This is a genomic window from Mesorhizobium sp. M0030, from assembly GCF_040323695.1.
Taxonomy (GTDB): Bacteria; Pseudomonadota; Alphaproteobacteria; order Rhizobiales; family Rhizobiaceae; genus Mesorhizobium.
This window is the reverse complement of the sequence record NZ_JAMYVE010000010.1, coordinates 230983-255188: the sequence shown is the minus strand read 5'-3', so window position 1 is coordinate 255188 and position 24206 is coordinate 230983. Positions and strand designations below refer to the sequence as shown.

At 63.1% G+C, this 24206-nt stretch carries 28 protein-coding genes; 10 read left to right on the top strand and 18 right to left on the bottom strand.

The features are described 5' to 3' along the window. Positions 1-133 precede the first annotated feature (133 nt). From NKJ80_RS21140 to NKJ80_RS21120, 5 genes are all read left to right on the top strand, one after another. Positions 134-598 (top strand): RidA family protein, encoded by a 465-nt coding sequence (locus NKJ80_RS21140; RefSeq protein WP_023693441.1) that lies wholly within the window; start codon positions 134-136, stop codon positions 596-598. A gap of 14 nt (positions 599-612) precedes the next feature. Continuing rightward, complete coding sequence (locus NKJ80_RS21135) at positions 613-1341, top strand: glycerophosphodiester phosphodiesterase (RefSeq protein ID WP_023706226.1); 729 nt, start codon at positions 613-615, stop codon at positions 1339-1341. A 55-nt stretch (positions 1342-1396) separates the two neighbouring features. Further along, complete coding sequence (locus NKJ80_RS21130) at positions 1397-2611, top strand: GNAT family N-acetyltransferase (protein ID WP_023696547.1); 1215 nt, start codon at positions 1397-1399, stop codon at positions 2609-2611. 95 nt (positions 2612-2706) lie between these two features. Next, positions 2707-3135: an HIT family protein gene (locus NKJ80_RS21125; protein WP_023754875.1), complete on the top strand. Its 429-nt coding sequence runs from the start codon at positions 2707-2709 to the stop codon at positions 3133-3135. A gap of 100 nt (positions 3136-3235) precedes the next feature. Continuing rightward, positions 3236-3811 (top strand): phosphatase PAP2 family protein, encoded by a 576-nt coding sequence (locus NKJ80_RS21120; protein WP_352498251.1) that lies wholly within the window; start codon positions 3236-3238, stop codon positions 3809-3811. Positions 3812-3914: 103 nt separating this feature from the next. On the opposite strand, the gene clpA is transcribed toward NKJ80_RS21120, so the two are convergent. The 4 genes from clpA to NKJ80_RS21100 all read right to left on the bottom strand — a co-directional run bounded on the left by clpA (position 3915) and on the right by NKJ80_RS21100 (position 7616). Beyond that, entirely contained in the window at positions 3915-6404 is a 2490-nt protein-coding gene (gene clpA, locus NKJ80_RS21115; protein WP_023700736.1) for an ATP-dependent Clp protease ATP-binding subunit ClpA, read from the bottom strand. 6 nt (positions 6405-6410) lie between these two features. Further along, on the bottom strand, positions 6411-6737 hold the full coding sequence (gene clpS, locus NKJ80_RS21110; protein WP_023671012.1) for an ATP-dependent Clp protease adapter ClpS: 327 nt from the start codon (positions 6735-6737) through the stop codon (positions 6411-6413). Between the two features lie 277 nt (positions 6738-7014). Continuing rightward, positions 7015-7344, bottom strand: coding sequence for a phasin family protein (locus NKJ80_RS21105; RefSeq protein ID WP_023671011.1), 330 nt, complete (start codon positions 7342-7344; stop codon positions 7015-7017). After that, on the bottom strand, positions 7341-7616 hold the full coding sequence (locus NKJ80_RS21100) for a hypothetical protein (protein WP_023726657.1): 276 nt from the start codon (positions 7614-7616) through the stop codon (positions 7341-7343). The genes NKJ80_RS21105 and NKJ80_RS21100 overlap by 4 nt, the downstream gene beginning before the upstream one ends. A 68-nt stretch (positions 7617-7684) precedes the next feature. On the opposite strand from NKJ80_RS21100, the gene NKJ80_RS21095 reads away from it, so the two are divergent. Then, positions 7685-9079, top strand: a complete 1395-nt coding sequence (locus NKJ80_RS21095; RefSeq protein ID WP_502902215.1) for an SPOR domain-containing protein — start codon at positions 7685-7687, stop codon at positions 9077-9079. Between the two features lie 46 nt (positions 9080-9125). Here NKJ80_RS21095 and NKJ80_RS21090 read toward each other — a convergent pair whose 3' ends face one another. The 4 genes from NKJ80_RS21090 to NKJ80_RS21075 all read right to left on the bottom strand — a co-directional run bounded on the left by NKJ80_RS21090 (position 9126) and on the right by NKJ80_RS21075 (position 12578). Beyond that, a complete protein-coding gene (locus tag NKJ80_RS21090) occupies positions 9126-9824 on the bottom strand; it encodes a DnaJ domain-containing protein (protein WP_023700739.1) in 699 nt (232 codons plus the stop codon). Further along, positions 9824-10555, bottom strand: coding sequence for a VWA domain-containing protein (locus tag NKJ80_RS21085; RefSeq protein WP_352498249.1), 732 nt, complete (start codon positions 10553-10555; stop codon positions 9824-9826). The genes NKJ80_RS21090 and NKJ80_RS21085 overlap by 1 nt, the downstream gene beginning before the upstream one ends. A gap of 103 nt (positions 10556-10658) precedes the next feature. Then, positions 10659-11096 (bottom strand): DUF1489 family protein, encoded by a 438-nt coding sequence (locus NKJ80_RS21080; RefSeq protein WP_023671006.1) that lies wholly within the window; start codon positions 11094-11096, stop codon positions 10659-10661. A gap of 78 nt (positions 11097-11174) precedes the next feature. Continuing rightward, positions 11175-12578 (bottom strand): L-serine ammonia-lyase, encoded by a 1404-nt coding sequence (locus NKJ80_RS21075; protein ID WP_352498248.1) that lies wholly within the window; start codon positions 12576-12578, stop codon positions 11175-11177. Positions 12579-12850: 272 nt separating this feature from the next. Here NKJ80_RS21075 and NKJ80_RS21070 point away from each other — a divergent pair, with 272 nt between their 5' ends. After that, on the top strand, positions 12851-13594 hold the full coding sequence (locus tag NKJ80_RS21070; protein WP_023671004.1) for a DUF599 domain-containing protein: 744 nt from the start codon (positions 12851-12853) through the stop codon (positions 13592-13594). Here the strand turns inward: NKJ80_RS21070 and NKJ80_RS21065 are convergent. The 7 genes from NKJ80_RS21065 to NKJ80_RS21035 form a co-directional block, all read right to left on the bottom strand. Next, a complete protein-coding gene (locus tag NKJ80_RS21065; protein WP_352498247.1) occupies positions 13543-14340 on the bottom strand; it encodes a YdcF family protein in 798 nt (265 codons plus the stop codon). The genes NKJ80_RS21070 and NKJ80_RS21065 overlap by 52 nt on opposite strands. Positions 14341-14347: 7 nt before the next feature. After that, positions 14348-14878 (bottom strand): hypothetical protein, encoded by a 531-nt coding sequence (locus NKJ80_RS21060; protein WP_352498246.1) that lies wholly within the window; start codon positions 14876-14878, stop codon positions 14348-14350. Position 14879: 1 nt separating this feature from the next. After that, positions 14880-16445: an amidase gene (locus tag NKJ80_RS21055; RefSeq protein WP_023671001.1), complete on the bottom strand. Its 1566-nt coding sequence runs from the start codon at positions 16443-16445 to the stop codon at positions 14880-14882. Then, complete coding sequence (locus tag NKJ80_RS21050) at positions 16445-16900, bottom strand: GNAT family N-acetyltransferase (protein WP_023671000.1); 456 nt, start codon at positions 16898-16900, stop codon at positions 16445-16447. The genes NKJ80_RS21055 and NKJ80_RS21050 overlap by 1 nt, the downstream gene beginning before the upstream one ends. 7 nt (positions 16901-16907) lie before the next feature. Further along, the gene (gatC, locus tag NKJ80_RS21045; protein ID WP_023670999.1) at positions 16908-17195 is read right to left on the bottom strand and encodes an Asp-tRNA(Asn)/Glu-tRNA(Gln) amidotransferase subunit GatC; all 288 of its coding nucleotides are present in this window, start codon (positions 17193-17195) and stop codon (positions 16908-16910) included. A 110-nt stretch (positions 17196-17305) separates the two neighbouring features. Beyond that, a complete protein-coding gene (locus tag NKJ80_RS21040) occupies positions 17306-17722 on the bottom strand; it encodes a hypothetical protein (protein ID WP_023670998.1) in 417 nt (138 codons plus the stop codon). Positions 17723-17766: 44 nt separating this feature from the next. Beyond that, entirely contained in the window at positions 17767-18474 is a 708-nt protein-coding gene (locus NKJ80_RS21035) for a metal-dependent hydrolase (RefSeq protein ID WP_023684673.1), read from the bottom strand. Positions 18475-18655: 181 nt separating this feature from the next. On the opposite strand from NKJ80_RS21035, the gene ruvX reads away from it, so the two are divergent. Then, the gene (ruvX, locus tag NKJ80_RS21030) at positions 18656-19162 is read left to right on the top strand and encodes a Holliday junction resolvase RuvX (protein WP_023726663.1); all 507 of its coding nucleotides are present in this window, start codon (positions 18656-18658) and stop codon (positions 19160-19162) included. Here ruvX and NKJ80_RS21025 read toward each other — a convergent pair. The 3 genes from NKJ80_RS21025 to NKJ80_RS21015 all read right to left on the bottom strand — a co-directional run bounded on the left by NKJ80_RS21025 (position 19080) and on the right by NKJ80_RS21015 (position 21816). Beyond that, a complete protein-coding gene (locus NKJ80_RS21025; protein WP_023693426.1) occupies positions 19080-19421 on the bottom strand; it encodes a DUF6105 family protein in 342 nt (113 codons plus the stop codon). The genes ruvX and NKJ80_RS21025 overlap by 83 nt on opposite strands. Continuing rightward, positions 19421-20008, bottom strand: coding sequence for a hypothetical protein (locus tag NKJ80_RS21020; RefSeq protein WP_352498245.1), 588 nt, complete (start codon positions 20006-20008; stop codon positions 19421-19423). Before NKJ80_RS21020 ends, NKJ80_RS21025 begins: the two co-directional genes overlap by 1 nt. A 125-nt stretch (positions 20009-20133) precedes the next feature. After that, positions 20134-21816: a DNA alkylation response protein gene (locus NKJ80_RS21015; protein WP_502902214.1), complete on the bottom strand. Its 1683-nt coding sequence runs from the start codon at positions 21814-21816 to the stop codon at positions 20134-20136. Positions 21817-21958: 142 nt separating this feature from the next. Here NKJ80_RS21015 and NKJ80_RS21010 point away from each other — a divergent pair, with 142 nt between their 5' ends. Both NKJ80_RS21010 and NKJ80_RS21005 read left to right on the top strand, forming a co-directional pair. Next, on the top strand, positions 21959-22921 hold the full coding sequence (locus NKJ80_RS21010; RefSeq protein WP_023696535.1) for an aspartate carbamoyltransferase catalytic subunit: 963 nt from the start codon (positions 21959-21961) through the stop codon (positions 22919-22921). Further along, entirely contained in the window at positions 22918-24204 is a 1287-nt protein-coding gene (locus NKJ80_RS21005; protein ID WP_352498244.1) for a dihydroorotase, read from the top strand. The genes NKJ80_RS21010 and NKJ80_RS21005 overlap by 4 nt, the downstream gene beginning before the upstream one ends. Positions 24205-24206: the final 2 nt, after the last annotated feature.

Genomic DNA, 24206 nt, shown 5'->3' with positions numbered 1-24206 from the left:
GCTCCGATCGTCGCAGCTGATGGCAGGCCGCAGGTAAGGATGGTCCAGCTTAAAAAAAGTCGTGGCGGAAGCGAGGCAAAAATAGCAATTTCGGCCCGGCCAGCGCGGCGTCTCCAAGCAATAGGGAAATACGATGAGTGAAACAATCGAAAAGCGGCTAAGCGATCTCGGCGTGACGATACCTGCCGCCGCAGCGCCCGCCGCGAACTATGTGCCCTATTGCAGGTCCGGCAATCTTTTGTTCACCGCCGGGCAGTTGCCGCTCAAGGACGGCAAGCTGCAGGCAAGCGGCCTGCTCGGCCGCGACGTCGACACGGCAACCGGCAAGGAAGGCGCAAAGTACTGTGCAATCAACATCTTGGCGCAGGCAAAAGCAGCACTTGGCGATCTCGAAAAAATCCAGCGGCTGGTCAAGATCACCGTCTTTGTTGCATCAGTGCCGGATTTCGTCGAGCAGCATCTGGTCGCCAATGGCGCCTCCGATTTCCTGGTCGCGGCCCTTGGCGAGCGCGGCAAGCATGCCCGCTCCGCCGTCGGCACCGCCTGTCTGCCGCTTAATGCCGCAGTGGAAATCGAAGCCGTCTTCGAGGTCGCATGAGCAGGACCAAGACAATGACCGACCTTTCCTGGCTGACCGCCCGCCCGGTGGCGCATCGCGGCTTTCACGACATGAACAAGACGCGCTGGGAAAACACGCTGTCGGCCTTCGCTGCTGCCGCCGAGCGCGGCTATGCGATCGAATGCGACGTGCATTTGTCGTCCGACCGCGTCCCCGTCATCATTCATGACGGCGATCTCAGTCGGTTGACCGGCCAGGACGGCTTCGTCTGGCAGCGCACGGCAGCGGAACTGGCGGCGCTCAGGATCGGCGGCACCAAGGACCATGTGCCGACACTTCAGGAGGTGCTCGACCTGGTCGACGGCCGCGTGCCTTTGGTGGTCGAATTGAAGGGTGTGCCCGGCTACGACGAGGGCCTGGTGGCGAGCGTCGGCAAGATGCTGGAGCGCTACAAGGGCAAGGCGGCGATCATGTCGTTCGACCACTGGCTGGTCCGCGATTTCCCCAGGGATGCGCCAGGAATTCCGGGCGGGCTCACGGCCTATGGCCAGGACAACCAGTTGATCGAGGCGCATTTCGCCATGCTGGCGCATGACCTCGCCTTCACCTCCTATGCCGCGGGCGATCTGCCGAACCCGTTCGTCAGCTTCGTGCGCGAAAGGCTTAAAATGCCTGTCATCACCTGGACGGTGCATGACCAGCCGGCGGTGGATCTCACCTTCAAATACGCCGACCAGATGACGTTCGAAGGGTTCGAACCCGATCTGGTCAATGTCGCCTGATGGAAGTGCCTGAAACGTGACTTGTAGCGGCCCCGACAGAGCTTAAATAAGCCCCATGGATCAGGGTGATGAAGGTGACGGGCAAACGGCGAATGCGGAGTTTTCCATCCGCGTTGCCGCCGGCATCAATGCCTTCACCTGCGACGAGTGGAACGGCTTTACCGGCACAACCCGCAGCGACACAGAAAATGGCTATAACCCTCTCGTTTCATATGCTTTTCTGAGCGCGCTTGAAGATTCCGGCTGCGCTGTGCGGCGTACCGGCTGGCAAGGTCATCATCTCAGACTGGAAAATGCCCAAGGCAGATTGCTGGGCGCCGTGCCCTGCTATCTCAAATCGCACAGCCAGGGCGAATATGTCTTCGACCACGGCTGGTCCGATGCGTTCGAACGCGCCGGCGGCAACTACTATCCGAAACTGCAATGCGCCGTGCCGTTCTCTCCGGTCACCGGCCCTCGCCTGCTGGTCAGCAAAGGCGAGGACAGCGCCATTGTGAAGGCCGGTCTCGCAGCGGGCCTGAAGGCGGTGACGGAAAAGCTCGGCGTGTCGTCCGCGCATGTCACCTTCGCCAGTGAAAGCGACGTTGCAACGCTGGAAGCAGCCGGCTTCCTGCACCGCACCGACCAGCAGTTCCACTTCTTCAACGAAGGCTTTTCGACCTATGACGATTTCCTCGCTACGCTGGCATCGCGCAAGCGCAAGGCGATGAAGAAGGAGCGGCGCGAGGCGCTCGCCAACGATATCTCGATCGACCGGCTGACCGGCAAGGACCTGACCGAAGGGGCCTGGGACGATTTCTTCGCCTTCTATATGGACACCGGCAGCCGCAAATGGGGCCGGCCTTATCTCAACCGCAAGTTCTTCTCGCTGATCGGCGAGCGCATGTCCCAGGATATCCTGTTGGTAATGGCCAAGCGCAATGGCCGCTATGTCGCCGGCGCCATCAACTTCATCGGCTCCGATGCGCTCTACGGCCGCAATTGGGGCTGCATCGAGGACCACCCGTTCCTGCATTTCGAGGTTTGCTACCATCAGGCCATCGACTTCGCCATCGAGCGTAAGCTGAAGGTGGTCGAGGCCGGCGCGCAGGGTGAGCACAAGCTGGCGCGCGGCTATCGTCCCGTGACCATGCATTCGGCGCACTACATCGCACATCCCGGCCTGCGCAATGCTGTGGCCGATTATCTCCGGCGTGAGCGGCGCGAGGTCGAGCGGATGGGCGAAATTCTGGAAGAGCATACGCCGTTCCGCAAGGATCTTGAGGAATAGCGATCCGCCCTGCCCTCGCCTGTCGATATCGCCGGACCATCTTGCCGGTCCGGGACAGCTTCGCTACACCGGGAGCATACTCCCGGAGCGCCGCCATGACCGAGGCTTACGACCCCAGCAATATCTTCGCGAAGATCCTGCGCGGCGAAATCCCGTCGCACCGCGTCTACGAGGATGATGCCGTGGTCGCCTTCATGGATGTGATGCCGCAAGGCCCCGGTCACACGCTGGTGGTGCCCAAAGCACCGTCGCGCAATCTGCTCGATGCCGATCCGGCGACGCTCGGCCGGCTGTTCACCACGGTCCAGAAGGTGGCGCTGGCGGTCAAAAAGGCTTTCGGCGCTGACGGGGTCACCATCCTGCAGTTCAACGAACCGGCGTCTGGCCAGACCGTCTACCACCTGCATGTCCATGTCATCCCGCGGTTCGAAGGCATCGCGCTCAAGCCGCATACGGGACAGATGGAGAAGCCCGAACTGCTGACTGAGAACGCGGCCAGGATCCGGGCAGCGCTGAACGGTTGAGGTGGCGTGCGCCTCAGGGCGATGCGCTCAGCCACAATCCACCACGTCGGTTAGGAAAATATCAAACCACCCCGTGATAAAGTGCCGTACCGGGATGCGTTTGGGTTTTAAAAATCGTGGAACATTCGGTTGCGACATCAGAGCCGTTGGTAAAAGCAGCTGCCGGCCGGGCCTTTCTGCGCACCTTGGCGGACGCCTGCCGGCGACACCGCTCTGCTGCACGCGATGGCCATCGCTGCCCTGCTTTTGGCAGCCGCGGTCGGCCTGCGCACCGGAAACATGCCGGATTTCGGCGTGCTGGAAGACTATGCCCAATACCTTCTTTTCGCTTTCTGGATCGGTGGCTGCGCCTTCGCACTCGGCAGCTTTTTTTCACCTTGCGCAGGACATTGTGTGGAGCGGCTATATCGGGGCGACGCGAGGCAGTCTCGGCATATCCGCCTTCCCGTCCATGCATGTGGCGATGGCGGTGCTTTTCGCGCTTTATGCAACACGCCGCTCACGGTTGGCCGGCCTTTTGATGTGGGCATTCGCCGCAATCATCATGGTCGGCTCGGTCGTCCTTGGCTGGCATTATGCCGTGGATGGCTATGCGAGCGTTCTGATTTCGATCGCCATCTGGAAGGCGTGCGGGTACTTCCTGGGCAAGTTTGCACCCGAGGGCGTCGCCGCCTGACCTAACAACATCTGACCTGAAAAGCAGGGGCGCTGTGTCGGCAAACCGGCCAGCCAATGAAAAAAGGGCCCGTCACCGGGCCCTTTTTTCATAGGCGAACTTTTTAGCTCTTGCGCGGCAGTTGCGGCACCAGGCTGCGCTTGCCGCCATCCTTGCCCTTGGGCTCAGGCTCGTCCTTGCCCTTGGGCTGAGGCTTCTGCGCCACCGCCTTCTTGGCGACGGGCTTCTTGGCCACCGCCTTGCGGGCTTTCGGCGCCTCTTCCGGCTCCTGCTTCGGCTGCACCGGGGCTTCGTCGGCCAGTGATTCGAGCTTCAGGCCGGTTTCGCCGGTTTCCTTCTTCTCGACGGTGACGCGCACCGTGCCGCCCTTCTTGAGCTTGCCGAACAGCACCTCGTCGGCCAACGGCTTCTTGATGTGCTCCTGGATGACCCGGCCGAGCGGCCGCGCACCCATGCGCTCGTCATAGCCCTTGTCGGCCAGCCAGGCGATCGCGTCCGGCGACAGGTCGAAGGTGACGCCCCGCTCGGAGAGCTGGGCCTCGAGCTGCATGACGAACTTCTGCACCACCTGATGGATGACCGGCACCGGCAGCGAACCGAACGGGATGATCGCATCGAGACGGTTGCGGAACTCCGGCGTGAACAACCGGTTGATGGCCTCGACATCGTCGCCTTCGCGCTTGGTCGATCCGAAACCGATCGCCGCGCGCTGCGCATCCGATGCGCCCGCATTGGTGGTCATGATCAGGATGACGTTGCGGAAGTCGATCTGCTTGCCGTTGTGGTCGGTCAGCTTGCCGTGGTCCATGACCTGCAACAGGATGTTGAACAGGTCCGGATGCGCCTTCTCGACTTCATCCAGCAAGAGCACGCAGTGCGGATGCTGGTCGACCCCGTCGGTAAGCAGACCGCCCTGGTCGAAGCCGACATAGCCGGGAGGCGCGCCGATCAGCCGCGAAACGGTGTGGCGTTCCATATATTCCGACATGTCGAAGCGGATCAGCTCGACGCCGAGCGAGGCAGCCAACTGCTTGGCGACTTCGGTCTTGCCGACGCCGGTCGGGCCTGAGAACAGGTAGGAGCCGATCGGCTTTTCCGGTTCGCGCAGGCCGGCACGCGCCAGCTTGATTGCCGAGGTCAGCGCGGTGATGGCGGTGTCCTGGCCATAGACGACGCGCTTCAGCTCGATGTCGAGGCCTTGCAGCACCTTCTCGTCGTCGGCCGAAACCGTCTTCGGCGGGATGCGGGCCATCGTGGCGATCGTGGCTTCGATCTCCTTGATGCCGATCGTCTTCTTGCGCTTGGCTTCCGGCACCAGCATCTGCGAGGCGCCGGTCTCGTCGATCACGTCGATCGCCTTGTCCGGCAGCTTGCGGTCGTTGATGTAGCGGGCCGACAGTTCCACCGAAGCCTTGATCGCCTCGTTGGTGAACTTCACCTTGTGGAATTCCTCATAATAGGGCTTGAGGCCCTTCATGATCTCGATGGCGTCCTCGATGGTCGGCTCGTTGACGTCGATCTTCTGGAAGCGCCGCACCAGAGCGCGGTCCTTCTCGAAGAACTGGCGGAACTCCTTGTAAGTGGTCGAGCCGATGCAGCGGATGGCACCCGAAGACAGCGCCGGCTTCAACAGGTTCGACGCATCCATCGCGCCGCCGGACGTCGCACCGGCGCCGATGACGGTGTGGATCTCGTCGATGAACAGCACGGCGCCCGGATAATCCTCGAGCTCCTTGACGACCTGCTTCAGCCGCTCTTCGAAATCGCCACGGTAGCGCGTGCCGGCCAACAGCGTGCCCATGTCGAGCGCGAAAATGGTGGCGTCCTGCAGCACTTCGGGCACATCGCCTTCGACGATGCGCTTGGCCAGGCCTTCGGCAATCGCCGTCTTGCCGACGCCGGGATCGCCGACATAGAGCGGGTTGTTCTTGGAGCGGCGGCACAGCACCTGGATGGTGCGGTTGATTTCGCTCTCCCGGCCGATCAGCGGATCGATCTTGCCGGCCTTGGCCTTATTGTTGAGGTTGACGCAATAAGCCGTCAGCGCATCCTGTTGCTGCTTCTTCTTGCCGCCTTCCTCCTGCGGCTCGGCGCCGTTCTGGCCGCCCTGCTCGTCATCGGCGCCGCGCGGCGAGCGCGTCTCCGATGCGCCGGGGCGCTTGGCGATGCCGTGCGAGATGTAGTTGACCGCGTCGTAGCGGGTCATCTGCTGTTCCTGCAGGAAATAAGCGGCATGGCTCTCGCGCTCGGCAAAGATGGCGACGAGCACGTTGGCGCCGGACACTTCCTCGCGGCCGGATGACTGCACATGGATCACGGCGCGCTGGATGACGCGCTGGAAGCCGGCGGTCGGCTTGGAATCCTCATCGTAACCGGTGACCAGATTGTCGAGTTCGGTGTCGATATAGGTCAGAACGGTGTGCTTCAGCTCGTCGAGATCGACGTTGCAGGCGCGCATAACGGCGGCCGCCTCGGTGTCGTCGATGAGGGCGAGCAGCAGATGTTCTAGGGTTGCATATTCATGGTGCCGCTCATTGGCGAGCGTCAGCGCCTGGTGAAGCGCCTTTTCCAGGCCTTGGGAGAAAGCCGGCATGTTACCTCACTTCTTCTCCATCACGCATTGCAGCGGATGCTGATTCTGTCGGGCGAAATCCATGACCTGAGACACTTTGGTCTCGGCCACCTCGAATGTATAGACCCCGCACTCGCCCACCCCATGATTGTGAACATGAAGCATGATGCGTGTGGCGGCTTCGCGGTCCTTTTGAAAAAAACGCTCCAGGACGTGAACCACGAACTCCATGGGCGTATAGTCGTCGTTGAGGATGAGGACCCTGTAAAGGCTGGGCTTCTTGGTCTTGGTCTTGGTGCGCGTAATGACGGCTGTGCCGCGACCGGCCTCATTGCCGTCGCCGTCACTTTGCATCCGCACCACACTTGTTGTGGCAGTCAAACCTGAAGTCACGTAATCCTGCCTCTTTCGAATCCCCATGGCGAGTTCGATATGTAGGTGTTCGATGGACGATTTTAAGCCCTTCTTGTTAGCTGACAATATGGCTAGGTGGGCAAACCGAGGCGATTTTCAAAATCGTGAACCGCCAAAGCCCCGGAATTGAAACCGGCATGAAAAAACCCGGCCGCGCATCCGCGACCGGGTCTGTTTTGCAAGCCCGAAAGGCCGTGCCTGGTATTCTCGAGCGAAATTATTTGGCCTTGGCGACAATCGATTCGAAGGGCTTGTAAGCCTCCTTGGCGAGATCGGCATAGAGATCGCCGAACTTGGTCGCCTCGGCAACGAAGCTCTCATAGCTCTGCTTGGCGAAGTCGGACTGGATCTCGACCGCCTTTTCCAGCGACTTGGCGGAGAACAGCTTTTCGACCGCGGCGCTGCCGGCTTCGAAGCTCTTCTTGGTGTATTCGCCAGCTTCAGTGGCGATCGCCTGCGCGCCCTTGGAGAGCGAGGTGAAGCTCTTCAATCCGGTATCGGCAAACTCCTTGCCGTATTTCGAGAAGTCCTCGTAGGTCTGGGTCATTTGACGTTTCCCTTGGCGTTTTGAAGCGCCCTTGCCTGAGCGCGGTTGTGCAATGCACGAGAATATATTGTGCGCTGCACAAAAGTCAAGATTTCAGCGGCATCAGGCCGCGCTGCGCCGGCAACAGCTAAAATTCGAATAAAGAAAGGCTCAAGCCCGAGGAAAATGGTGAACGCGCCGGTTACCATAAACGGATTGGTAACGCTGGCCGCGATAGTTTGACGACAAGTGAGGTCGGATCCCTTTGCCGCCTCCAGGGCAATGAGTTTCAAAGGAACTATCAGTGCGTCAGGCGTTGTCGGTCTTCGGTTCAAAATCCGCATCTTCCCTCAAAACGATCATGATCCTCGCATTGGCGATGTCATTTGTCGTTGCGGATGCCGCGTCCTCGATGGCCGCCAGGTCTTCGGCGATCGTCGTCGACGCCAAGACCGGCAAGGTGCTTTATTCGTCCGATGCCAACGGCCGGCGCTACCCGGCGTCGCTGACCAAGATGATGACGCTCTATCTGACCTTCGAGGCCATGGCGAAGGGCCGGATCAGCAGGAACACGCCCGTGCCGTTCTCGGCCAAAGCGGCGGCCGAACCGCCGACCAAGCTCGGCGTCAAGGCGGGCGGAGCGGTTTCGGTCGAGACCGCCATCCTGTCGATGGTGACCAAGTCGGCCAATGATTCGGCGACCGCGCTCGGCGAACTGCTCGGCGGCAGCGAAAGCAATTTCGCCCGCATGATGACCGCCAAGGCGCGCGCGCTCGGCATGGACGGCACAGTGTTTCGCAATGCCAACGGCCTGCCCGATCCCGGCCAGTTCACAACCGCCCACGACATGGCGATGCTCGGCATAGCGCTCAGGGAACATTATCCGCAGTATTACGGCTATTTCTCGCAGCGATCCTTCCTTTACGGCCGCCAGCGCATCAATGGCCACAACCGCCTGCTCGGCCGCATCAAGGGCGTCGACGGCATCAAGACCGGCTATACCCGCGCCTCCGGCTTCAACCTGGTCTCGTCGGTTTCGGATGGCAACCGCCGCCTCGTCGCCGTCGTCATGGGCGGCACTTCGGGGCGCAGCCGCGACAACCAGATGGCCGGCCTGATCAACGCCTACATGCCGCGCGCATCGACCCGCGGCGGCGGCGCACTGGTCGCCAAGGCCGGCGGCGACAATCCGGTCAAGGCGCTGGCCAAGGTCTTCCTGCCCAAGCATGACGCGCCGACGCCGGATGGCAAGCCGATCGTTGAAGACGATGCCGTAGCGTCCAATGACGATCCGACATCCGCTGACGAGCAGTCTGCTGAAGGCCAGTCTGCCGACGAACAGACGGTGGCCGCGGTCGAAGAGCCCGCCCCCGTCGTCAAGACCAGGAAGGTCAAGACCGTCATCGTGACGGCGCCGAAGGTCGAAACTGCGCAGATTGTGGCTGCCTACGCCGAACCCACGCCTGCATCCCCACAGGCGGTCGACCCGGTCAACACGGCCTCGGTGCCGGCTGGTTGGGCGGTGCAGGTGGCGTCGTCGCCCAAGCAGTCCGAAGCCCAGGCTTTCCTCGACAAGACCGCCAAGCAGGCGCCCAAGGTTCTTGGGGCTGCTTCCGGCTTCACCGTCGCCTTCCAGAAGGATGGCGAGACCTATTACCGCGCCCGGTTCGGCGGCTTCCGCTCGAAGGACGCGGCCTGGAATGCCTGCAATGCCCTGAAGAAAAAGAAAATCGCCTGCTACGCCGTCCAACAGTAGGGCGGCGTCGGAACCATCTCCCGAAAATTTACTGCGTCGAAGGAGACTAGTTGTGATTGGAGAGCAAGACGTCCTTGGCTTCGTTGATCCGCGCCGCCAGGAAAGACGTGCCGCCGATGTCGGGGTGCAGGCGCTGCATCAGGCGGCGGTGCGCCTTGCGGACATCCGCCGCGGCGGCCCCCGCTTCAAGACCAAGGATCTTGTAGGCCTCCTCCTTAGTCATGGCGCCCGCACCTGGCGCAACACCCAGCCCTTCGCCACCGTTCGCCTCAGCGTCTTTGCGCCAGACGGGAAAACGGCCGTCAAGATACGTCTCTAGGAGCTGGCGGCTCTCCGGGTCGCCGGGGAGTTCGCGGTAAAGCTGCTGCAGCTCGGCCAGGCCCATCGCGCCCAGCATCTTGCCTTCATGGCGGCCGGCCAGAACCAGGCCTTCAAGCCCGCCCGTATCGTGATCAAGCTCCATTTCCAGTGCGGCGGTCCGCACCGTCGAGCGCTTGCCGGGCGCCGGCCCGACCGACGGCCGCTTCATTCGCATCGAACCGTACCAGGCAAGGGCCGCGGCCAGGATGAGGCCGGCAATGCCTTCGCGCCCGACCACCAGCACGGCAAGGCCAACCAGCGCCAGAAGCACCGGCCCGAGCGTGCGCATGCCGCTTGCCAGTTTTTGCGCATCGGCACGGACAAAGATCGTCGCCGCGCCGAGCAGCACCAGAAACAGTGCAACAAGTGCAATGATAGCGCCCATCAATTCCCGCCGCCCCTGAGATGCTCGATCAGCAGCCGATCTCCCGGCCTGTCCCTTGCCTCGAGCGCCTTCAATCCACCCGTCGCATAGAGGGCAACCGCCGAAAGCAGCCCGGCCAAGGTCGCGGCAGCCCGCCGATCAAATCGGAACCAAGCCCCTTTGGACAGCCGCGCAATCTCCTTGAACGCCTTTTCTGCGCCGGGATCATGGCCTTCCTGGAAGACGAAGACGGGAACGCCGTGCAGACCGAGGCTGCCGGCCTTCTGCGCCAGGTCGTCGATATCCTCTTCCATGGCGTCGCCGATATAGACCAGCGCATTGACCTTGGCCGCCGCCGTTTCCTTCAGCGCATGCGCCAGCACCTTGCCGATCTGGGTGTGGCCGGCACGGCAGTCGATCCGCGTCATCAGCTGCTTCAGGGCATTGGTGTCGGCGACAAAAGCCGACGAGCGGCACTCGCCCAACCCGCGAAAATAGGCCAATTGGACACTGAGGGTGCCGGCCTTGCCAACGGCGTCGAACATCTCGCCCTGCAGCTTGGCGGCGACATCCCAGGTCGGCTGGCGGCTCATCGTTGCGTCGAGGGCAAGGATCAGCCGCCCGCAGCCGGTCGCGGACGCGGCAAGCGTCCGGGCCTGACGGATAAAGGCGTCGATCTCGCCGGCATTGGATTGAGGCTTGACCGGCGCAGGACTGGCCCTTGCGGGCACGCGCTGCTTCTTGTCGCTCATAAGAAGCAAGATGTGGCGTTGTCGGCCCCCTTGCAAGTCCAGCCTTGGACAAGATGAAGGGCCAGCGCTCGACGCTCTGGGAGAAGCGGCCGCGCCCTTGGCTCTACAGCAAGCCCAGATCGGCGAGCTCGCGCTTCAGTTTCGGCGGCATCTCGACCATTCCGGCCTTGCCCTTGCCGATATCTGCGGGCGCATCCGAAGGTTTGAGATAACGCCAGCCCTGGAAGGCGCGGCGCGGCTGCCAGTCGGTGCGCACGACGTCGAGGTCGAGCATCAGGCGGCAACGGCCGATGCCTTCGTCGTCGGTGAAGGGCCTGATATCAGTGATCAGCTGGCGGCATTGCACGCTGCCCTTGATCACCCAATAAAGCGAACCGCCATCGGTGACCTCGGCGCCGCGCGTCGGCACCATGCGGGTTGTGTGCCAGTGCTCGGCGGGTTCGCCGGCGCGGCGGCGCTCATCGAGGCGGAAGGCGATCCATTCTTCGAGGTCCTCGACGCTGTCGCAACCGACGCACAGTTTTAGGAGATTGAGTGCCATCGCTTAAGGTTTAGTCCGGCGCGCGATTGCGTCAACGGCCCTGCCCGACTTCTCCACAGTGCCAGTGGCGTTGCGCGGTCAGCATTCCACGACATTGACGGCGAGCCCACCAAGGCTGGTTTCCTTGTACTTCTCGTTCATGTCGAGGCCCGTCTGGCGCATTGTTTCGATCGCGGCGTCGAGCGGCACGAAATGGACGCCGTCGCCTTTGATCGCCAGAGAGGCGGCGGTGACCGCCTTGACGGCGCCGAGCGCGTTGCGCTCGATGCAAGGCACCTGGACCAGACCGCCGACCGGATCGCAAGTCATGCCGAGATGATGTTCGAGCGCGATTTCGGCGGCGTTCTCGACCTGCTCGGGCGTGCCGCCCATGACGGCGCAGAGACCCGCGGCAGCCATCGCCGAGGCCGAGCCGACCTCGCCCTGGCAGCCGACTTCGGCGCCGGAGATCGAGGCATTGGTCTTGATGATGCCGCCGACGGCGGCCGCCGTGAGCAGGAAGTCGCGGATGCTCGGCTGGTCGGCCTCGGGGTGGAAATGCAGCCAGTAACGCAGCACCGCCGGCAATGTGCCGGCCGCGCCATTGGTCGGCGCGGTGACGACGCGTCCACCGGCGGCGTTCTCTTCGTTCACCGCCATGGCGTAGATCGACAGCCAGTCATTGGCCAGCAAAGGGTTGGGCTTGTTCTGCTGCCATTGCTCCTGCAGCTTGTCGTGCAGCATGCGGGCACGACGGCGCACTTTCAGCCCGCCCGGCATGATGCCGTCCTGCGACAGGCCGCGGTCGATGCAGCCCTTCATGGCGCCCCAGATCGCATCAAGGCCGCTGTCGAGCTCCTCGCGCGACATATGCGTCTCTTCATTGATGCGCTTCATGTCGGCGATAGACAGGCCGCTTTTGCCTGCCATCTTCAGCATCTCGACGGCATTCTTGAAGGGATAGGGCACCTCCTTGCCTTCTGTGGTCACCGAGCCCTTCACCTTCATCCGCTGCAGCTCTTCCTCGGACACCACGAAGCCGCCGCCGATGGAATAGTAGATGCGCTTGAGCAGCAGCCGGTCGCCGGCATCGTAAGCGTAGAAGGCCATGCCGTTGGCGTGGCCGGTGAGCGGCGTCTTGCGGTCGAGCACCAGATCCGTCGCCGGATCGAAGCGATAGGAGGGATGGCCGCGTGGCGATATCCGCTTCTCGGCGGCGATGCGCGTGGCGATGCCCTCGGCCTGATCGGGATCGACCGTCTGCGGTGTCAGGCCAGCAAGTCCGAGGACAACGGCGCGATCCGAGCCATGGCCGATACCGGTATAGGCGAGCGAGCCGTGCAGGCTGGCGCCAATGCGATCGACCTTGACGCCGGCCGGGCGCGGCCAGTCATCGCCGGCGATCTCGTCGAGAAACCGCCGCGCCGCCGTCATCGGTCCCATCGTGTGCGAACTCGACGGTCCGATGCCGATCTTGAACAAGTCGAAAACCGAAAGAAACACGCTGCGCCGTCTCCGGGAATGGGATCAAGACCTACATATAGGACTTTCCATGATGTTTGTGCTGTTTTGCGGATTGCGGCGCTGCACCTGCCGACCTTGTTTGCTCCGGCAGCGACATCCCCGGCTGAAAGCGCGTCGCGCTGAAACGGGTTCATGCGACGCGCTTTAAGTTCTTGTTTTAATGCATGTGGTTGTCCCAGAACCGCAGCTCACTTCTGGGCGACATGCTTTGGAGCATCGAACTGACCGCTTTGCCTGTGGTAAAAGGGGGCATGGGCGATTCCTTCCATCTGTCGACGGCTGATCTGGCGGCGCTGGCTTTTTTCCTGCTTGCATGGTTGCTGCATACGCTGGCGTCCGACGGCAGACTGGTCAGCCGGGTGTCGTTGACGATGGCCATGAACGTGCAGCGCGAGGCCTGGATGCGCACCATGGCCGAGCGCGAAATCCGCATCGTCGACACCGCCATCATGAGCGGCCTGCAGCAAGGCACCGCCTTCTTCGCCTCCAGTTCGCTGATTGCGCTCGGTGGCTGTTTCGCGCTGCTTGGCGCCTCGGATCAGGTCCTTGCCGTGCTGAACGACCTGCCGTTGAACGCGACCTCATCGCGCTCCGCCTTTCAGATCAAGGTCTTTGGCCTGGTCCTGATCCTGGCCTTCGCCTTCTTCAAGTTCGGCTGGGCCTACCGTCTCTTCAACTACTGCACGATCCTGATCGGCGCGGTGCCGATCCCCTACGGCGAGGCGTCACGCAACCCGGTCAGCGAAACGGCGGTGTGGCGCGCGGCGCGCATGAACATGCTGGCCGGCAAGCATTTCAATTCAGGCCTGCGCGCGGTGTTCTTCTCGATCGGCTATCTCGGCTGGTTCGTCGACCCGATCGTGTTCGTGCTGTCGACGCTGCTGCTACTGGCAGTGCTGGTGCGGCGTCAGTTCTTTTCCGCCGCAAGGCAAGCCGTGATCGGTCAGCCGCCCGGGCCGGGGAAAAGCTGGTCGATCCGGCCCGACAGCCAATAGGCGGCGAGCCCGATCCACTCGCGGATCGCCATGGTCGTGGTCTGCAGCGAATCGGGTGCGTTGTCGCGAAACAGGCCAAAGCCTTCCTTGCCCGAGGTGCGATAGTCGACCGGCCACGGGACCGTGTGAAAGCCGGCCTTGTCGAACAGCGCCTTGGCGCGCGGCATGTGGAAGGCGGAGGTCACCAGCAGCCAGGTTTCGCCCGATTTCGGCGTTACCAGTTCCTTGGTGAAGACGGCATTCTCATAGGTGTTGCGGGATTTGCTCTCGAGCATCAGGCGATCGGCGTCGACGCCAAGCGCACCGAGCAGCCGCGGCGCGGTGGCCGCATCCCCCTCGCCATCGATGAACAGTTCACCGGTGCCGCCCGAGATAACCACTTTCGCCTCGGGAAAGCGCCGGGCAAGGATCGCCGCCTCGACCATGCGGTCGCCGCCGGAATTCAGCTCATAGCCGCCGCGCGCCAAGTTGATGGCGCCCTCGAAGCCGCCGCCGAGCACGATGATGCCGTCGACCTTCCGCGGCAGCGGCGGCTTTGGGAAGCGCTCTTCGAGCGGATTGAGCATCATGGCGCCAAGCGACGTCCAGGCCGACAGCGCCAGAATCAGGAAGGCGAACACACTGCCCGTCGCCGCCAATCGCCGGCGGCCGATCAGCGCCGCGAGCAAGCCGGCAAGCAGCAGGAAGATCGCCAGGTTGAGTGGTTGGACGAAGAACCAGAATACCTTGGAGAGATAGAAGAACATTGCCTGCCTATCTCCAGCTCAAATTGTGACGGCCGGTGAAGTGCTCGACCGCACTCGCTACCGCTTCCGCTTCGAGGCGGCTTAACTCCCTGCCGAAAACAAGGACGCCGTTCGCGTTGGTCAAGCTGATGACTTCCGACAGTCCCACTTCGTCCGTGGGATAGGTATGGTCGAGGATTTCGACCCTAAGATGCCCTTTCAAAGGCAGTGACCACCGATTTCGCAAGGAACCCCTCACCGAGCGCACGGCTGCGGTGTCGGTCAGCCGCAGGGTTTCCCTGCCGAACACCCGCCAGATGAAATCCTTGCCCAGGAAATAGGTGAAGAGGGCAATGACCGCCACGAAGGACAGCAGGCCGAGCGTGCCGCTGGTGAGCGTTGCGGACGACATATCCGTCAATCCCATGTAGCCGGTGTAGGCGACAATCGCGGCCCCGATCAGGACAAAGACTGTCCTGAAATCCGAGATGCGTGGCGGGTTCGCGATCAGCAGTTCGTTTCCCGTCTCGACGATGGAAATGCGAGACGGAGGCGGCATGCTACCACCACTTCTCCGGCTGGAAGGTTCCCGCCGCCTGCTCGATGACGGCGGCTGTCTGGAACAGGGTTTCCTCGTCGAAGGGACGGCCAATCAGCTGCAGGCCGAGCGGCAGGCCCTTGGCATCGAGGCCGGCAGGCACGGCAATGCCCGGCAGTCCGGCCATGTTCACGGTCACCGTGAAAATGTCGTTGAGGTACATTTTCACCGGATCGGCGGCCATGTCCTCGTCAGCGATGCCGAAGGCGGCCGACGGCGTCGCCGGCGTCAGGATGACGTCGACGCCGTCGGCAAAAACCGTCTCGAAGTCGCGCTTGATCAAATTGCGCACCTTCTGCGCCTGCAGATAGTAGGCATCGTAATAGCCTGCCGACAGCACATAGGTGCCGATCATGATGCGACGCTTGACCTCTCGACCGAACCCGGCGGCTCGGGTCTTTTCGTACATGTCGACAATGTCCTGGCCCGGCACGCGCAGGCCATAGCGGACGCCGTCATAGCGCGCCAGATTGGACGATGCTTCGGCAGGCGCTACGATATAATAAGCCGGCAAAGCATATTTGGTGTGCGGCAGCGAAATGTCGACGATCTCGGCGCCGGCATCCCTGAGCCAGGCAATGCCCTTCTGCCACAGCGCCTCGATCTCTTCCGGCATGCCGTCGACGCGGTATTCCCGGGGAATGCCGACCTTCATGCCCCTGATCGGTTTGCCGATCGCCGCCTCGTAATCCGGCACCGGCCGGTCGACGGAAGTGGTGTCCTTGGCGTCGACCGAGGCCATGGACTTCAGCATGATCGCGGCATCGCGCACGTCCCGGGCGATCGGGCCGGCCTGATCGAGCGACGAAGCGAAGGCGACGATGCCCCAGCGCGAGCAGCGGCCATAGGTCGGCTTGATGCCGACGGTGCCGGTGAAGGCGGCTGGCTGGCGGATCGAGCCGCCGGTGTCGGTGGCGGTGGCGCCGGCGCACAGGAAAGCCGAGACGGCGGAAGCCGAGCCCCCCGACGAGCCCCCCGGCACCAGTTGGGCATTGTCCAGCGTGCGCGCGGTCTTGGTGCCGCCGGCCGAAACGAAACCGCCATCGCCCTGATGCGTGGTCGGCATCACCACCGTGTCGAGGCGCGAACGCCGCCATGGATTGACGACAGGGCCGTAATAGGAGGTCTCGTTGGACGAACCCATGGCGAACTCGTCCATGTTAAGCTTGCCCAGCATGACGGCGCCGTCTGCCCACAGATTGGCGGTGACGGTCGATTCGTAGCGCGGCTTGAAGCCGTCCAGCACATGGCTGCAGGCCTGGGTGTGGATACCTTCGGTGCCGAACAGGTCCTTGATGCCGAGAGGGATGCCTTCCAGCGCACCGCCATGGCCCTTGGCGAGCCTGGCGTCGGAAGCTTTGGCCATATCGCGCGCCTTGTCGCCGGTGACGACGATGTAGGCATTGAGCACCGGATTGGCGCGCTCGATGGCACCGAGATAGGCCTCGGTGATTTCGACGGCCGAAATCTCCTTGGCGCGCAGCTTGGCGCGCGCCTGCGAAATTGTCAGATGGGTCAGTTCGCTCATCAAAGGCTCTTTTCGTAAAACACCGACCACTCGGAATCGGGATAATCCAGCACCGGCCCGCAGCGCGAGAAGCCGGCGCGTTCGTAGACGGTCCAGGCGGCGGGATGGCGGTCGCCGGTTTCAAGCACCAGGCGCTTCAGCCCTTCGCTGCGCGCCAGCGTTTCGACATGTTCGACGATCTTGGCGCCGATCTTCCTGCCCCGATGCGAAGGCCGCGTGTACATACGCTTGACCTCACCGACGCGGGCATCATGGCGCTTCAGCGCGCCGCAGCCGATGGCTTGCCCGTCGTCGCGGGCGATAAAGACGGTGGTGTCGTCGCCAGCCATCTGCTCGACCGTCAGATGGTAGCAATGCTCCGGCGGCGTCAGTTCGAGCAGAGCCGCGTTGAGCTCCTCGACCAAAGCGCGGACATCGTCCTGCAGCGGCGTTTCGATCGCGATCTCGATTGCCATCGGCCGCCTACTCCACGACCTTCGGCACGAGGAAGAAATTCTCGTCAGTGGCCGGCGCATTGGCGACGATATCGGCGGCCTTGTTGCCGTCGGTGACGATGTCTTGGCGCTTCTTCATCTCCATCGGCGTCACCGATGTCATCGGCTCGACGCCGGAGACATCAACCTCGTTCAGCTGCTCGACAAAGCCCAGAATGGCGTTCAGCTCGCCGGTCATGCGCTCGGCATCCTCCTCGCTCACCGCAATGCGGGCGAGACGCGCGACGCGCTTCACAGTTTGCAGATCAACGGACATGTCTTTAGCCTTTGGGAAAACCAGATGGCGCTATAGCGGCGTGGCGCGTGCCGCGCAACATCGATCGTGCTTGGGGATAGAGCCCGTTCATGCCAGGGCGGCATTTCAGCCTAGGGCAGCGATACACCCTCGCACAGATAATAGCTGCCGCCATTGCCGGCCTGCTCGCCTTCGTCGGCGGTCGGGCGCACCGAGACGATGTCGATTTGGGTCGCGTTCATCTGCGTGATCGACAGTATATCGGGAAAGAGAAAGCCCGGCTCCTGGCAGATGGCAGTGACCGCCCAGCTCGGCGAGCGCGTCGCCTTGGTGACCTGGACGAACTCGCAATTATACTCGACGCTTTGCAGGCCGTCCGCCGACAAGATGACATTGCCGGTGTCGATCAGCGTCTGCAGCGTGTCCTTTTTGGCTTGCGCGCAAAGCTCCTGGGTCTGGAGGTAAACGCCCTTGATGAAGTCCTCGGCGGCGGATGCGGGCGACGCAGCGACCAGCATCGAAACGCAAAGAGTCTCTCTCAAACCCATGGTTTAATTCCCCTTTGCGACAAGGGATCGTTTCAACGATCGCTCTATAGTGTGATCGTTTGGCCGATCGCTGGCAAGGCTACGTCGACACCTGACCCTTCGAGGCCGGCCACGAACTTCTCCGCCGTCGCGTCGATGATCGGGAAGGTGCCGAAATGGCAGGGAACGACCGTGTCGAAGTGGAAGAAGCGCCGGCAGGCCAGGGCCGCCACCGCGCCGCCCATGGTGAAGCGGTCGCCGACCGGCACGAGGCCGATCTTCGGCTCATGCAGTTCCTCGATCAGCGCCATATCGGAGAAGATGTCGGTGTCGCCCATATGGTAGAGCGTCTTGTCCTCCGGGAAATGCAGGACCAGCCCGTTGGGATTGCCGAGGTAGACGTTCTGGCCGCCATCGAGTCCAAACGACGAGGAATGCAGTGCCTGCACGAAGGTGGTGGTGAAGGCACCGCAATCGACGGTGCCGCCATGATTGCCGGGATTGATCTTCTTGCCGTCGACGCCCTTGCCGACCAGGTACATGCAGATCTCGTAATTGGCGACCAGCTGGGCGCCGCTCTTCTTCAGCACCTCCACCGCGCCGCTGACATGGTCACTGTGGCCGTGGGTCAAAAGCACATGGGTGACGCCTTCCGCCGGCCCCTCCCAGCCGCTCGTCCATGATGGGTTGCCGACGAGATAGGGGTCGATCAGGATGGTCGCGCCTGATGTCTCGACGCGGAAGGCGGAATGTCCGTACCAGGTCAATTTCATCGATCGTGTTCCTCGATTTTGGTTGCGCCGGAAGATAGAACGCCGGCAGCAAAATTAAAGTGACATAGTGTGCTCGCGGTTCAAAAGAACGTGTCGCGGTCTTTGTTACGGCAAGTCTGGGTCACGGTAAGTCTGGGTCACGGTTAAGACTGGGTCACGGTAAAGCTGGTGGGGAAAGCCGTTGGGCATCATAGCAATCGAGGATCTGCCGTCACGCCTGGAAGGCGGCAGGACGCTGGCCGGGCTCGACCTCGGCGACAAGACGATCGGTGTCGCCGTTTCCGACCGCGGCCTGTCCTTTGCCCATCCGCGCCCGGTCATCCTGCGCAAAAAGTTTTCGCTGGATGCGGCAGCGCTGCTCGCCCAGCTGCAGAAGGACAATGTCGGTGCGTTTGTACTCGGTCTCCCCATCAACATGGACGGTTCGGAAGGTCCCCGCGCCCAGAAGTCGCGCGCCTTCGTGCGCAACATGGCAGGCATAACCGACCTGCCCTTCGTGCTGTGGGACGAGCGGCTGTCGACGGTGGCGGCGGAGCGGACGCTGATCGAGATGGATTTCTCGCGCCGAAAGCGCGCCGGCAAGATCGATTCGGCGGCTGCGGCCTTTATTCTGCAGGGAGTTCTGGACCGGCTCCAGTCGCTTGACCCACGCGATCGGACGGAACCGGATTCCCCGCCTGCCGCCTGACCCAGGCCGTGATGTTGCGGCGGCGGCGAAACGCCCACAATGCCATCAGCAGGAAGCCGTCAAAGACGCAGGCCCTTGCCACCATGCCCGGAATGATCGCCGGATCGATGCCCAGCATCTGCCCGTAGAGCTGGAACACGAAATCATGCAGCTGCCGGCTGAGCATGACGTAGCCGAAATTGATGTCGTTGAGCGACAGGAAGAACCAGCCCCAGAACAGAGCGAGTGGCGCGGCCCACAATGCGAACAGCGTGCGCATCAGTGACCGTCCCTGCGGCTGGAGCCGCCTCTGGGACCGCTGGGACCAATGTCCGGACGGCCGGAAATGCGCGACAGCAAGGAGCCGTGCGCGGCACCCTTGGCCATGGCATGGGCGGTGGCGCGACTCTCTGCCTCCCGCGAAACCATGACGGCGAAGACCGACCTCCGCTCGGCCAGCATGGCGACATAGGAGGCCAGAAGTGCCGCCAATTGCACGGCGACAACCAAAAACAGGCCGTTGATGCCTCGCGCTGCGCCGCCGATCAGGATGAGCGACAACACCGCGGATGCCGAAGTGAAGGCGGTCCGCGCCACACTGTCGGCTCCGTCCGGGCTCGCTGCGGCGTTAACCAGACTCTCGACGAAGACCCAGCAAAACAGCACCGCCACGACCAGCAAGGCGATGGCCAGCGGCGCCACGACGGCAGCATTGTCGAGATCGGCCAGACGAGTGTTTTCCACGACGACCCCGAGCACGCCCAGAGCGCCCGCAACGCCGCGGTTTCCATCGACACAGATGAACGCCAGCAGGGCGAAAACCAGCGCCCAGTGCAAGGCCAGAAAGGACGTCAAAATGTGCCGCATGGCATTCCTGCTTTGGTGACAAAGACAGTGGGGTCTGCGGCCTGCGGCTGCAACGGAAACCATTCGTTAAGGTTAACGGCTTTCCACAGGCAGGCAAAATTCGTTCAAGGCCTGGCGGAAGGCCCTCAATTCACCGGCGGATAGAGCGTGTCGACGATCATGCGCGCATCGTGGCGCGAATCGAGCATGCCATAGGTGTTGCGCCACTGGCCGGCGAGCCGCGTCTCGACGAAGGCGTCCGCAATCCGCCCTGCCCCCAGCCGGCGCAATTCCGCAGCTGCCGCCGACAGCGCCAGCTGTTCGGTCAGCAGGCGGGCCGACCCCTCATCGGTGCCGGCGACCTGCATGGCCGCCTTGAGCACGCCAATGGTTCCGCGTCCGCCGGCGCCGAGATCGCGGTCGATGCCGGCCAGCACCTCCTCGAACAGGCCGGGCGCGCGGCCGAGCACGCGCAGCACGTCGAGCGCCATGACATTGCCTGAGCCCTCCCAGATCGCATTGACCGGGGCTTCGCGGTAGTAGCGGGCGAGCGGCGCTTCCTCGACATAGCCATTGCCGCCGAGGCACTCCATCGCCTCATAGAGCAGTGGCGGCGCGATCTTGCAGACCCAGTATTTGACCACCGGGGTCATGGCGCGGGCAAAAGCAGCCTCGCCGCGGTCGCCGGCAGCCTCGTCGAAGGAGCGCGCCAGTCGGAACGAGAGTGCCGTGGCGGCGGCGACATCGAGCGCCATGTCCGCCAGCACGCGCTGCATCAGCGGCTGTTCGATCAGCGTCGAGCCGGCCACCTGGCGGTGACGGGCGTGATGCACGGCCTCAGCCAGCCCCGCTCGCATGATTGCCGACGAGGCGACGGCGCAGTCGAGCCGGGTCAGCGTGACCATGTCCATGATCGTCTTTATACCGGCGCCGGGCTCGCCGACCATCTCGCCGATGGCGTTGACGAACTCTACCTCCGATGAGGCGTTGGAGCGGTTGCCGAGCTTGTCCTTCAGCCGCTGAAAGCGGAAGCCGTTGCCGGAACCGTCGCCGAGGATGCGCGGGACGAGAAAACAGGAAAGCCCTTCCGGCGCCTGTCCAAGCACGAGAAAAGCGTCCGACATCGGCGCCGACATGAACCATTTGTGGCCGGTGAGGCGATAAAAGCCGCTGCCGGCGCGTTCGGCCCGTGTGGTGTTGGCGCGCACGTCGGTGCCGCCCTGCTTTTCGGTCATGCCCATGCCGAGCGTCAGCCCGGCCTTGTCGACCGGCGGCTTCTGGCTCTGGTCGTATTTGCGCGTCGTCACGCGCGGCGCCCATTCGCGAAACAGCTTTGGGCTGGCCATCAGGGCGGCCAGCGAAGCGCTGGTCATGGTGATGGGGCAGAGATGCCCGGTCTCGAGTTCGGCGGTCAGGTAGAAACGCGCGGCGCGCACCTGATGGCGACGGCCGATCTCGCTATCGCCGTTTTCCCAGATCGAGGAATGCAGGCCGCCGGCAACCGAGCGGCGCATCAGCGCATGATAGGCCGGATGGAATTCGACGAGGTCGATGCGCCGGCCCTGACGGTCATGCGTGCGGAGCTTCGGCGTCTCGACATTGGCGAGGCGCGCCAGCTCCTGCGCCTCCTGCGTCAGGACGAACCGGCCAAGCCCATCGAGGTCCTTGCGCACCGGATCGGAAAAACGCTCGGCAAGCTGGATCAGCAACGGATCGCCCCGCCAGGCGTTGCCGCCCGTCAGCGGCGGCGGCTGGTTGGTCACGTCGTCGGTCACGCCCAATCCTTCTGAAAGTAGAAGGGCCTTCCAACGGTAGAAAGGCCTTATCATCACAAGGCTTCGAATCCGAAGCAATCGGCTAGATATAGCCCAAGCCAGGCGGCGCGCGCGACGAAAATACCGGGGAGAAAGGCCGCAATCCCAAGCTGGCGCTTGCGGCAAGGAATTCTCCCCCCTATAGCAGCGCCTTGAGATGACCGACGCTTCGTCCCTGCCGCTTTATCCTCACCGCCATCTTCTGGGCATCCGCGATCTTTCCCCCGGTGACATCGAGCTTCTGCTCGACCGGGCCGATCGCGCCGTCGCCATTTCGCGGCAGTCCGAAAAGAAGACCTCGACGCTGCGCGGCCGCACCCAGATCAACCTCTTCTACGAAGCCTCGACGCGCACGCAGTCGTCGTTCGAACTGGCCGGGAAACGGCTCGGCGCCGACGTCATGAACATGTCGGTGGCGAGCTCTTCGGTGAAGAAGGGCGAGACGCTGATCGACACGGCCATGACTCTGAACGCCATGCGCCCCGACATCCTGATCATCCGCCACCAGTCTGCGGGCGCCGCCGCCCTTTTGGCGCAGAAGGTCGGCTGCTCGGTGGTCAATGCCGGCGACGGCGCGCATGAACACCCGACGCAGGCGCTGCTCGACGCGCTGACCATCCGCCGCGCCAAGGGGCCGCTGTCGAAACTAATCGTAGCGATCTGCGGCGACATCCTGCATTCGCGCGTCGCGCGTTCCAACATCATGCTCTTGAACGCGCTTGGCGCGCAGGTGCGGGTCGTGGCGCCGTCGACGCTGCTGCCCACCGGCATCGAGAAAATGGGCGTCATCGTCTCGCGCTCGATGGCCGAGGGCCTCAAGGGCGCCGACGTGGTGATGATGCTGCGCCTGCAGCGCGAGCGGATGGAAGGCGCCTTCGTGCCTTCGGTACGCGAATATTTCCGCTATTTCGGCCTCGATGCCGAAAAGCTGAAGGCCGCCAAGGACGGCGCGCTGGTGATGCATCCCGGGCCGATGAACCGCGGCGTCGAGATTGCGTCCGAAATCGCCGACGGGCCGCAAAGCGTCATCCAGGAACAGGTCGAGATGGGTGTCGCCGTGCGTATGGCGGTGATGGAAGCGCTGCTCGACCCGCGCCGCAACGAGGGCCGGAGCGCATGAGCACCACGGTCTTTGAGCGCGCCCGCATCGTCGACCCGTCACGCGGCATCGACGAGATCGGCACCGTCATCGTCGACGGGAAAAAGATCGTTGCCGCCGGCAAGGCTGCCCTGAACCAGGGGCTGCCGGCGGGAGCCACCGTGGTCGACTGCGCCGGCAAGGCGATCATTCCCGGCCTGATCGACGCGCGCGTCTTCATCGGCGAACCGGGCGGCGAACATCGCGAGACTATCGCTTCGGCCAGCGTTGCGGCGGCGGCCGGCGGCGTTACCTCCGTCGTTATGATGCCCGACACGGACCCGGTGATCGACAATGTCGCGCTGGTCGAATTCGTGCTGCGCACCGCCCGGGACACGGCAAGCGTCAACATCTTTCCGGCGGCGGCGATCACCAAAGGCCTCGCCGGTCGCGAGATGACCGAATTCGGCCTGTTGCGCGAGGCCGGTGCGGTCGCCTTCACCGATGGGCGGCACACAATATCCAGCGCACTGGTGATGCGCCGGGCTCTCACCTATGCCCGCGATTTCGGTGGCGTCATCGCACATGAGACACAGGATGGCGACCTCGCTTCGGCAGGCGTGATGAATGAAGGCCTGTATGCCAGCTGGCTCGGCCTTGCCGGCATTCCGCGCGAGGCCGAGTCCATCCTGCTGGAGCGCGACCTGGCGCTGGCACGGCTGACGCGCGGCGCCTACCACGCGGCCAAGATCTCGACGGCGATGGCAGCGCAAGCGATGACGCGGGCGAAAGCCGACAAGGCCAATGTCACGGCGGGCGTAGCGATCCACAATCTGTCGCTGAACGAGAACGATGTCGGGGAATACCGCACCTTCTTCCGGCTGACGCCGCCTTTGCGCGCGGAGGAAGACCGGCTGGCCATGATCGAGGCGGTCAAGGACGGCACGATCGACATCATCGTCTCCTCGCACGACCCTCAGGATGTCGACACCAAGCGCCTTCCCTTCGCCGATGCAGCTGCCGGCGCGATCGGGCTGGAGACGCTGCTTGGAGCAGCGCTTCGGCTCTACCACAATGGCGACGTGCCGCTGCTTCGGCTGGTCGAAACACTGTCCACCGCACCAGCAAGACTGTTCGGCCTGCCGGGCGGCACGCTGAGGCCGGGAGCGCCGGCCGATCTTGCGCTGATCGACCTCGAAGAACCCTGGATCGTGAGTGAAAGCGGCATCCGTTCGCGCTCGAAAAACACCTGTTTCGAAGGTGCGCGGCTGCAAGGCATGGTCTTGCAAACGCTGGTGGCGGGCCGCACAGTGTTTTCGAGCTAGAG

Coding starts and splice junctions, on each gene's coding strand:
- NKJ80_RS21140 (WP_023693441.1), top strand. CDS start 134: ATGAGTGAAACAATCGAAAAGCGGCTAAGCGATCTCGGCGTGACGATA.
- NKJ80_RS21135 (WP_023706226.1), top strand. CDS start 613: ATGACCGACCTTTCCTGGCTGACCGCCCGCCCGGTGGCGCATCGCGGC.
- NKJ80_RS21130 (WP_023696547.1), top strand. CDS start 1,397: ATGGATCAGGGTGATGAAGGTGACGGGCAAACGGCGAATGCGGAGTTT.
- NKJ80_RS21125 (WP_023754875.1), top strand. CDS start 2,707: ATGACCGAGGCTTACGACCCCAGCAATATCTTCGCGAAGATCCTGCGC.
- clpA (WP_023700736.1), bottom strand. CDS start 6,404: ATGCCGGCTTTCTCCCAAGGCCTGGAAAAGGCGCTTCACCAGGCGCTG.
- clpS (WP_023671012.1), bottom strand. CDS start 6,737: ATGCAAAGTGACGGCGACGGCAATGAGGCCGGTCGCGGCACAGCCGTC.
- NKJ80_RS21105 (WP_023671011.1), bottom strand. CDS start 7,344: ATGACCCAGACCTACGAGGACTTCTCGAAATACGGCAAGGAGTTTGCC.
- NKJ80_RS21095 (WP_502902215.1), top strand. CDS start 7,685: ATGATCCTCGCATTGGCGATGTCATTTGTCGTTGCGGATGCCGCGTCC.
- NKJ80_RS21090 (WP_023700739.1), bottom strand. CDS start 9,824: ATGGGCGCTATCATTGCACTTGTTGCACTGTTTCTGGTGCTGCTCGGC.
- NKJ80_RS21085 (WP_352498249.1), bottom strand. CDS start 10,555: ATGAGCGACAAGAAGCAGCGCGTGCCCGCAAGGGCCAGTCCTGCGCCG.
- NKJ80_RS21080 (WP_023671006.1), bottom strand. CDS start 11,096: ATGGCACTCAATCTCCTAAAACTGTGCGTCGGTTGCGACAGCGTCGAG.
- NKJ80_RS21070 (WP_023671004.1), top strand. CDS start 12,851: ATGGGCGATTCCTTCCATCTGTCGACGGCTGATCTGGCGGCGCTGGCT.
- NKJ80_RS21065 (WP_352498247.1), bottom strand. CDS start 14,340: ATGTTCTTCTATCTCTCCAAGGTATTCTGGTTCTTCGTCCAACCACTC.
- NKJ80_RS21060 (WP_352498246.1), bottom strand. CDS start 14,878: ATGCCGCCTCCGTCTCGCATTTCCATCGTCGAGACGGGAAACGAACTG.
- NKJ80_RS21055 (WP_023671001.1), bottom strand. CDS start 16,445: ATGAGCGAACTGACCCATCTGACAATTTCGCAGGCGCGCGCCAAGCTG.
- NKJ80_RS21050 (WP_023671000.1), bottom strand. CDS start 16,900: ATGGCAATCGAGATCGCGATCGAAACGCCGCTGCAGGACGATGTCCGC.
- gatC (WP_023670999.1), bottom strand. CDS start 17,195: ATGTCCGTTGATCTGCAAACTGTGAAGCGCGTCGCGCGTCTCGCCCGC.
- NKJ80_RS21040 (WP_023670998.1), bottom strand. CDS start 17,722: ATGGGTTTGAGAGAGACTCTTTGCGTTTCGATGCTGGTCGCTGCGTCG.
- NKJ80_RS21035 (WP_023684673.1), bottom strand. CDS start 18,474: ATGAAATTGACCTGGTACGGACATTCCGCCTTCCGCGTCGAGACATCA.
- NKJ80_RS21025 (WP_023693426.1), bottom strand. CDS start 19,421: ATGCGCACGCTGTTCGCATTGTGGGCCGCGCCACTCGCTCTGTTCTGG.
- NKJ80_RS21020 (WP_352498245.1), bottom strand. CDS start 20,008: ATGCGGCACATTTTGACGTCCTTTCTGGCCTTGCACTGGGCGCTGGTT.
- NKJ80_RS21015 (WP_502902214.1), bottom strand. CDS start 21,816: ATGATAAGGCCTTTCTACCGTTGGAAGGCCCTTCTACTTTCAGAAGGA.
- NKJ80_RS21010 (WP_023696535.1), top strand. CDS start 21,959: ATGACCGACGCTTCGTCCCTGCCGCTTTATCCTCACCGCCATCTTCTG.
- NKJ80_RS21005 (WP_352498244.1), top strand. CDS start 22,918: ATGAGCACCACGGTCTTTGAGCGCGCCCGCATCGTCGACCCGTCACGC.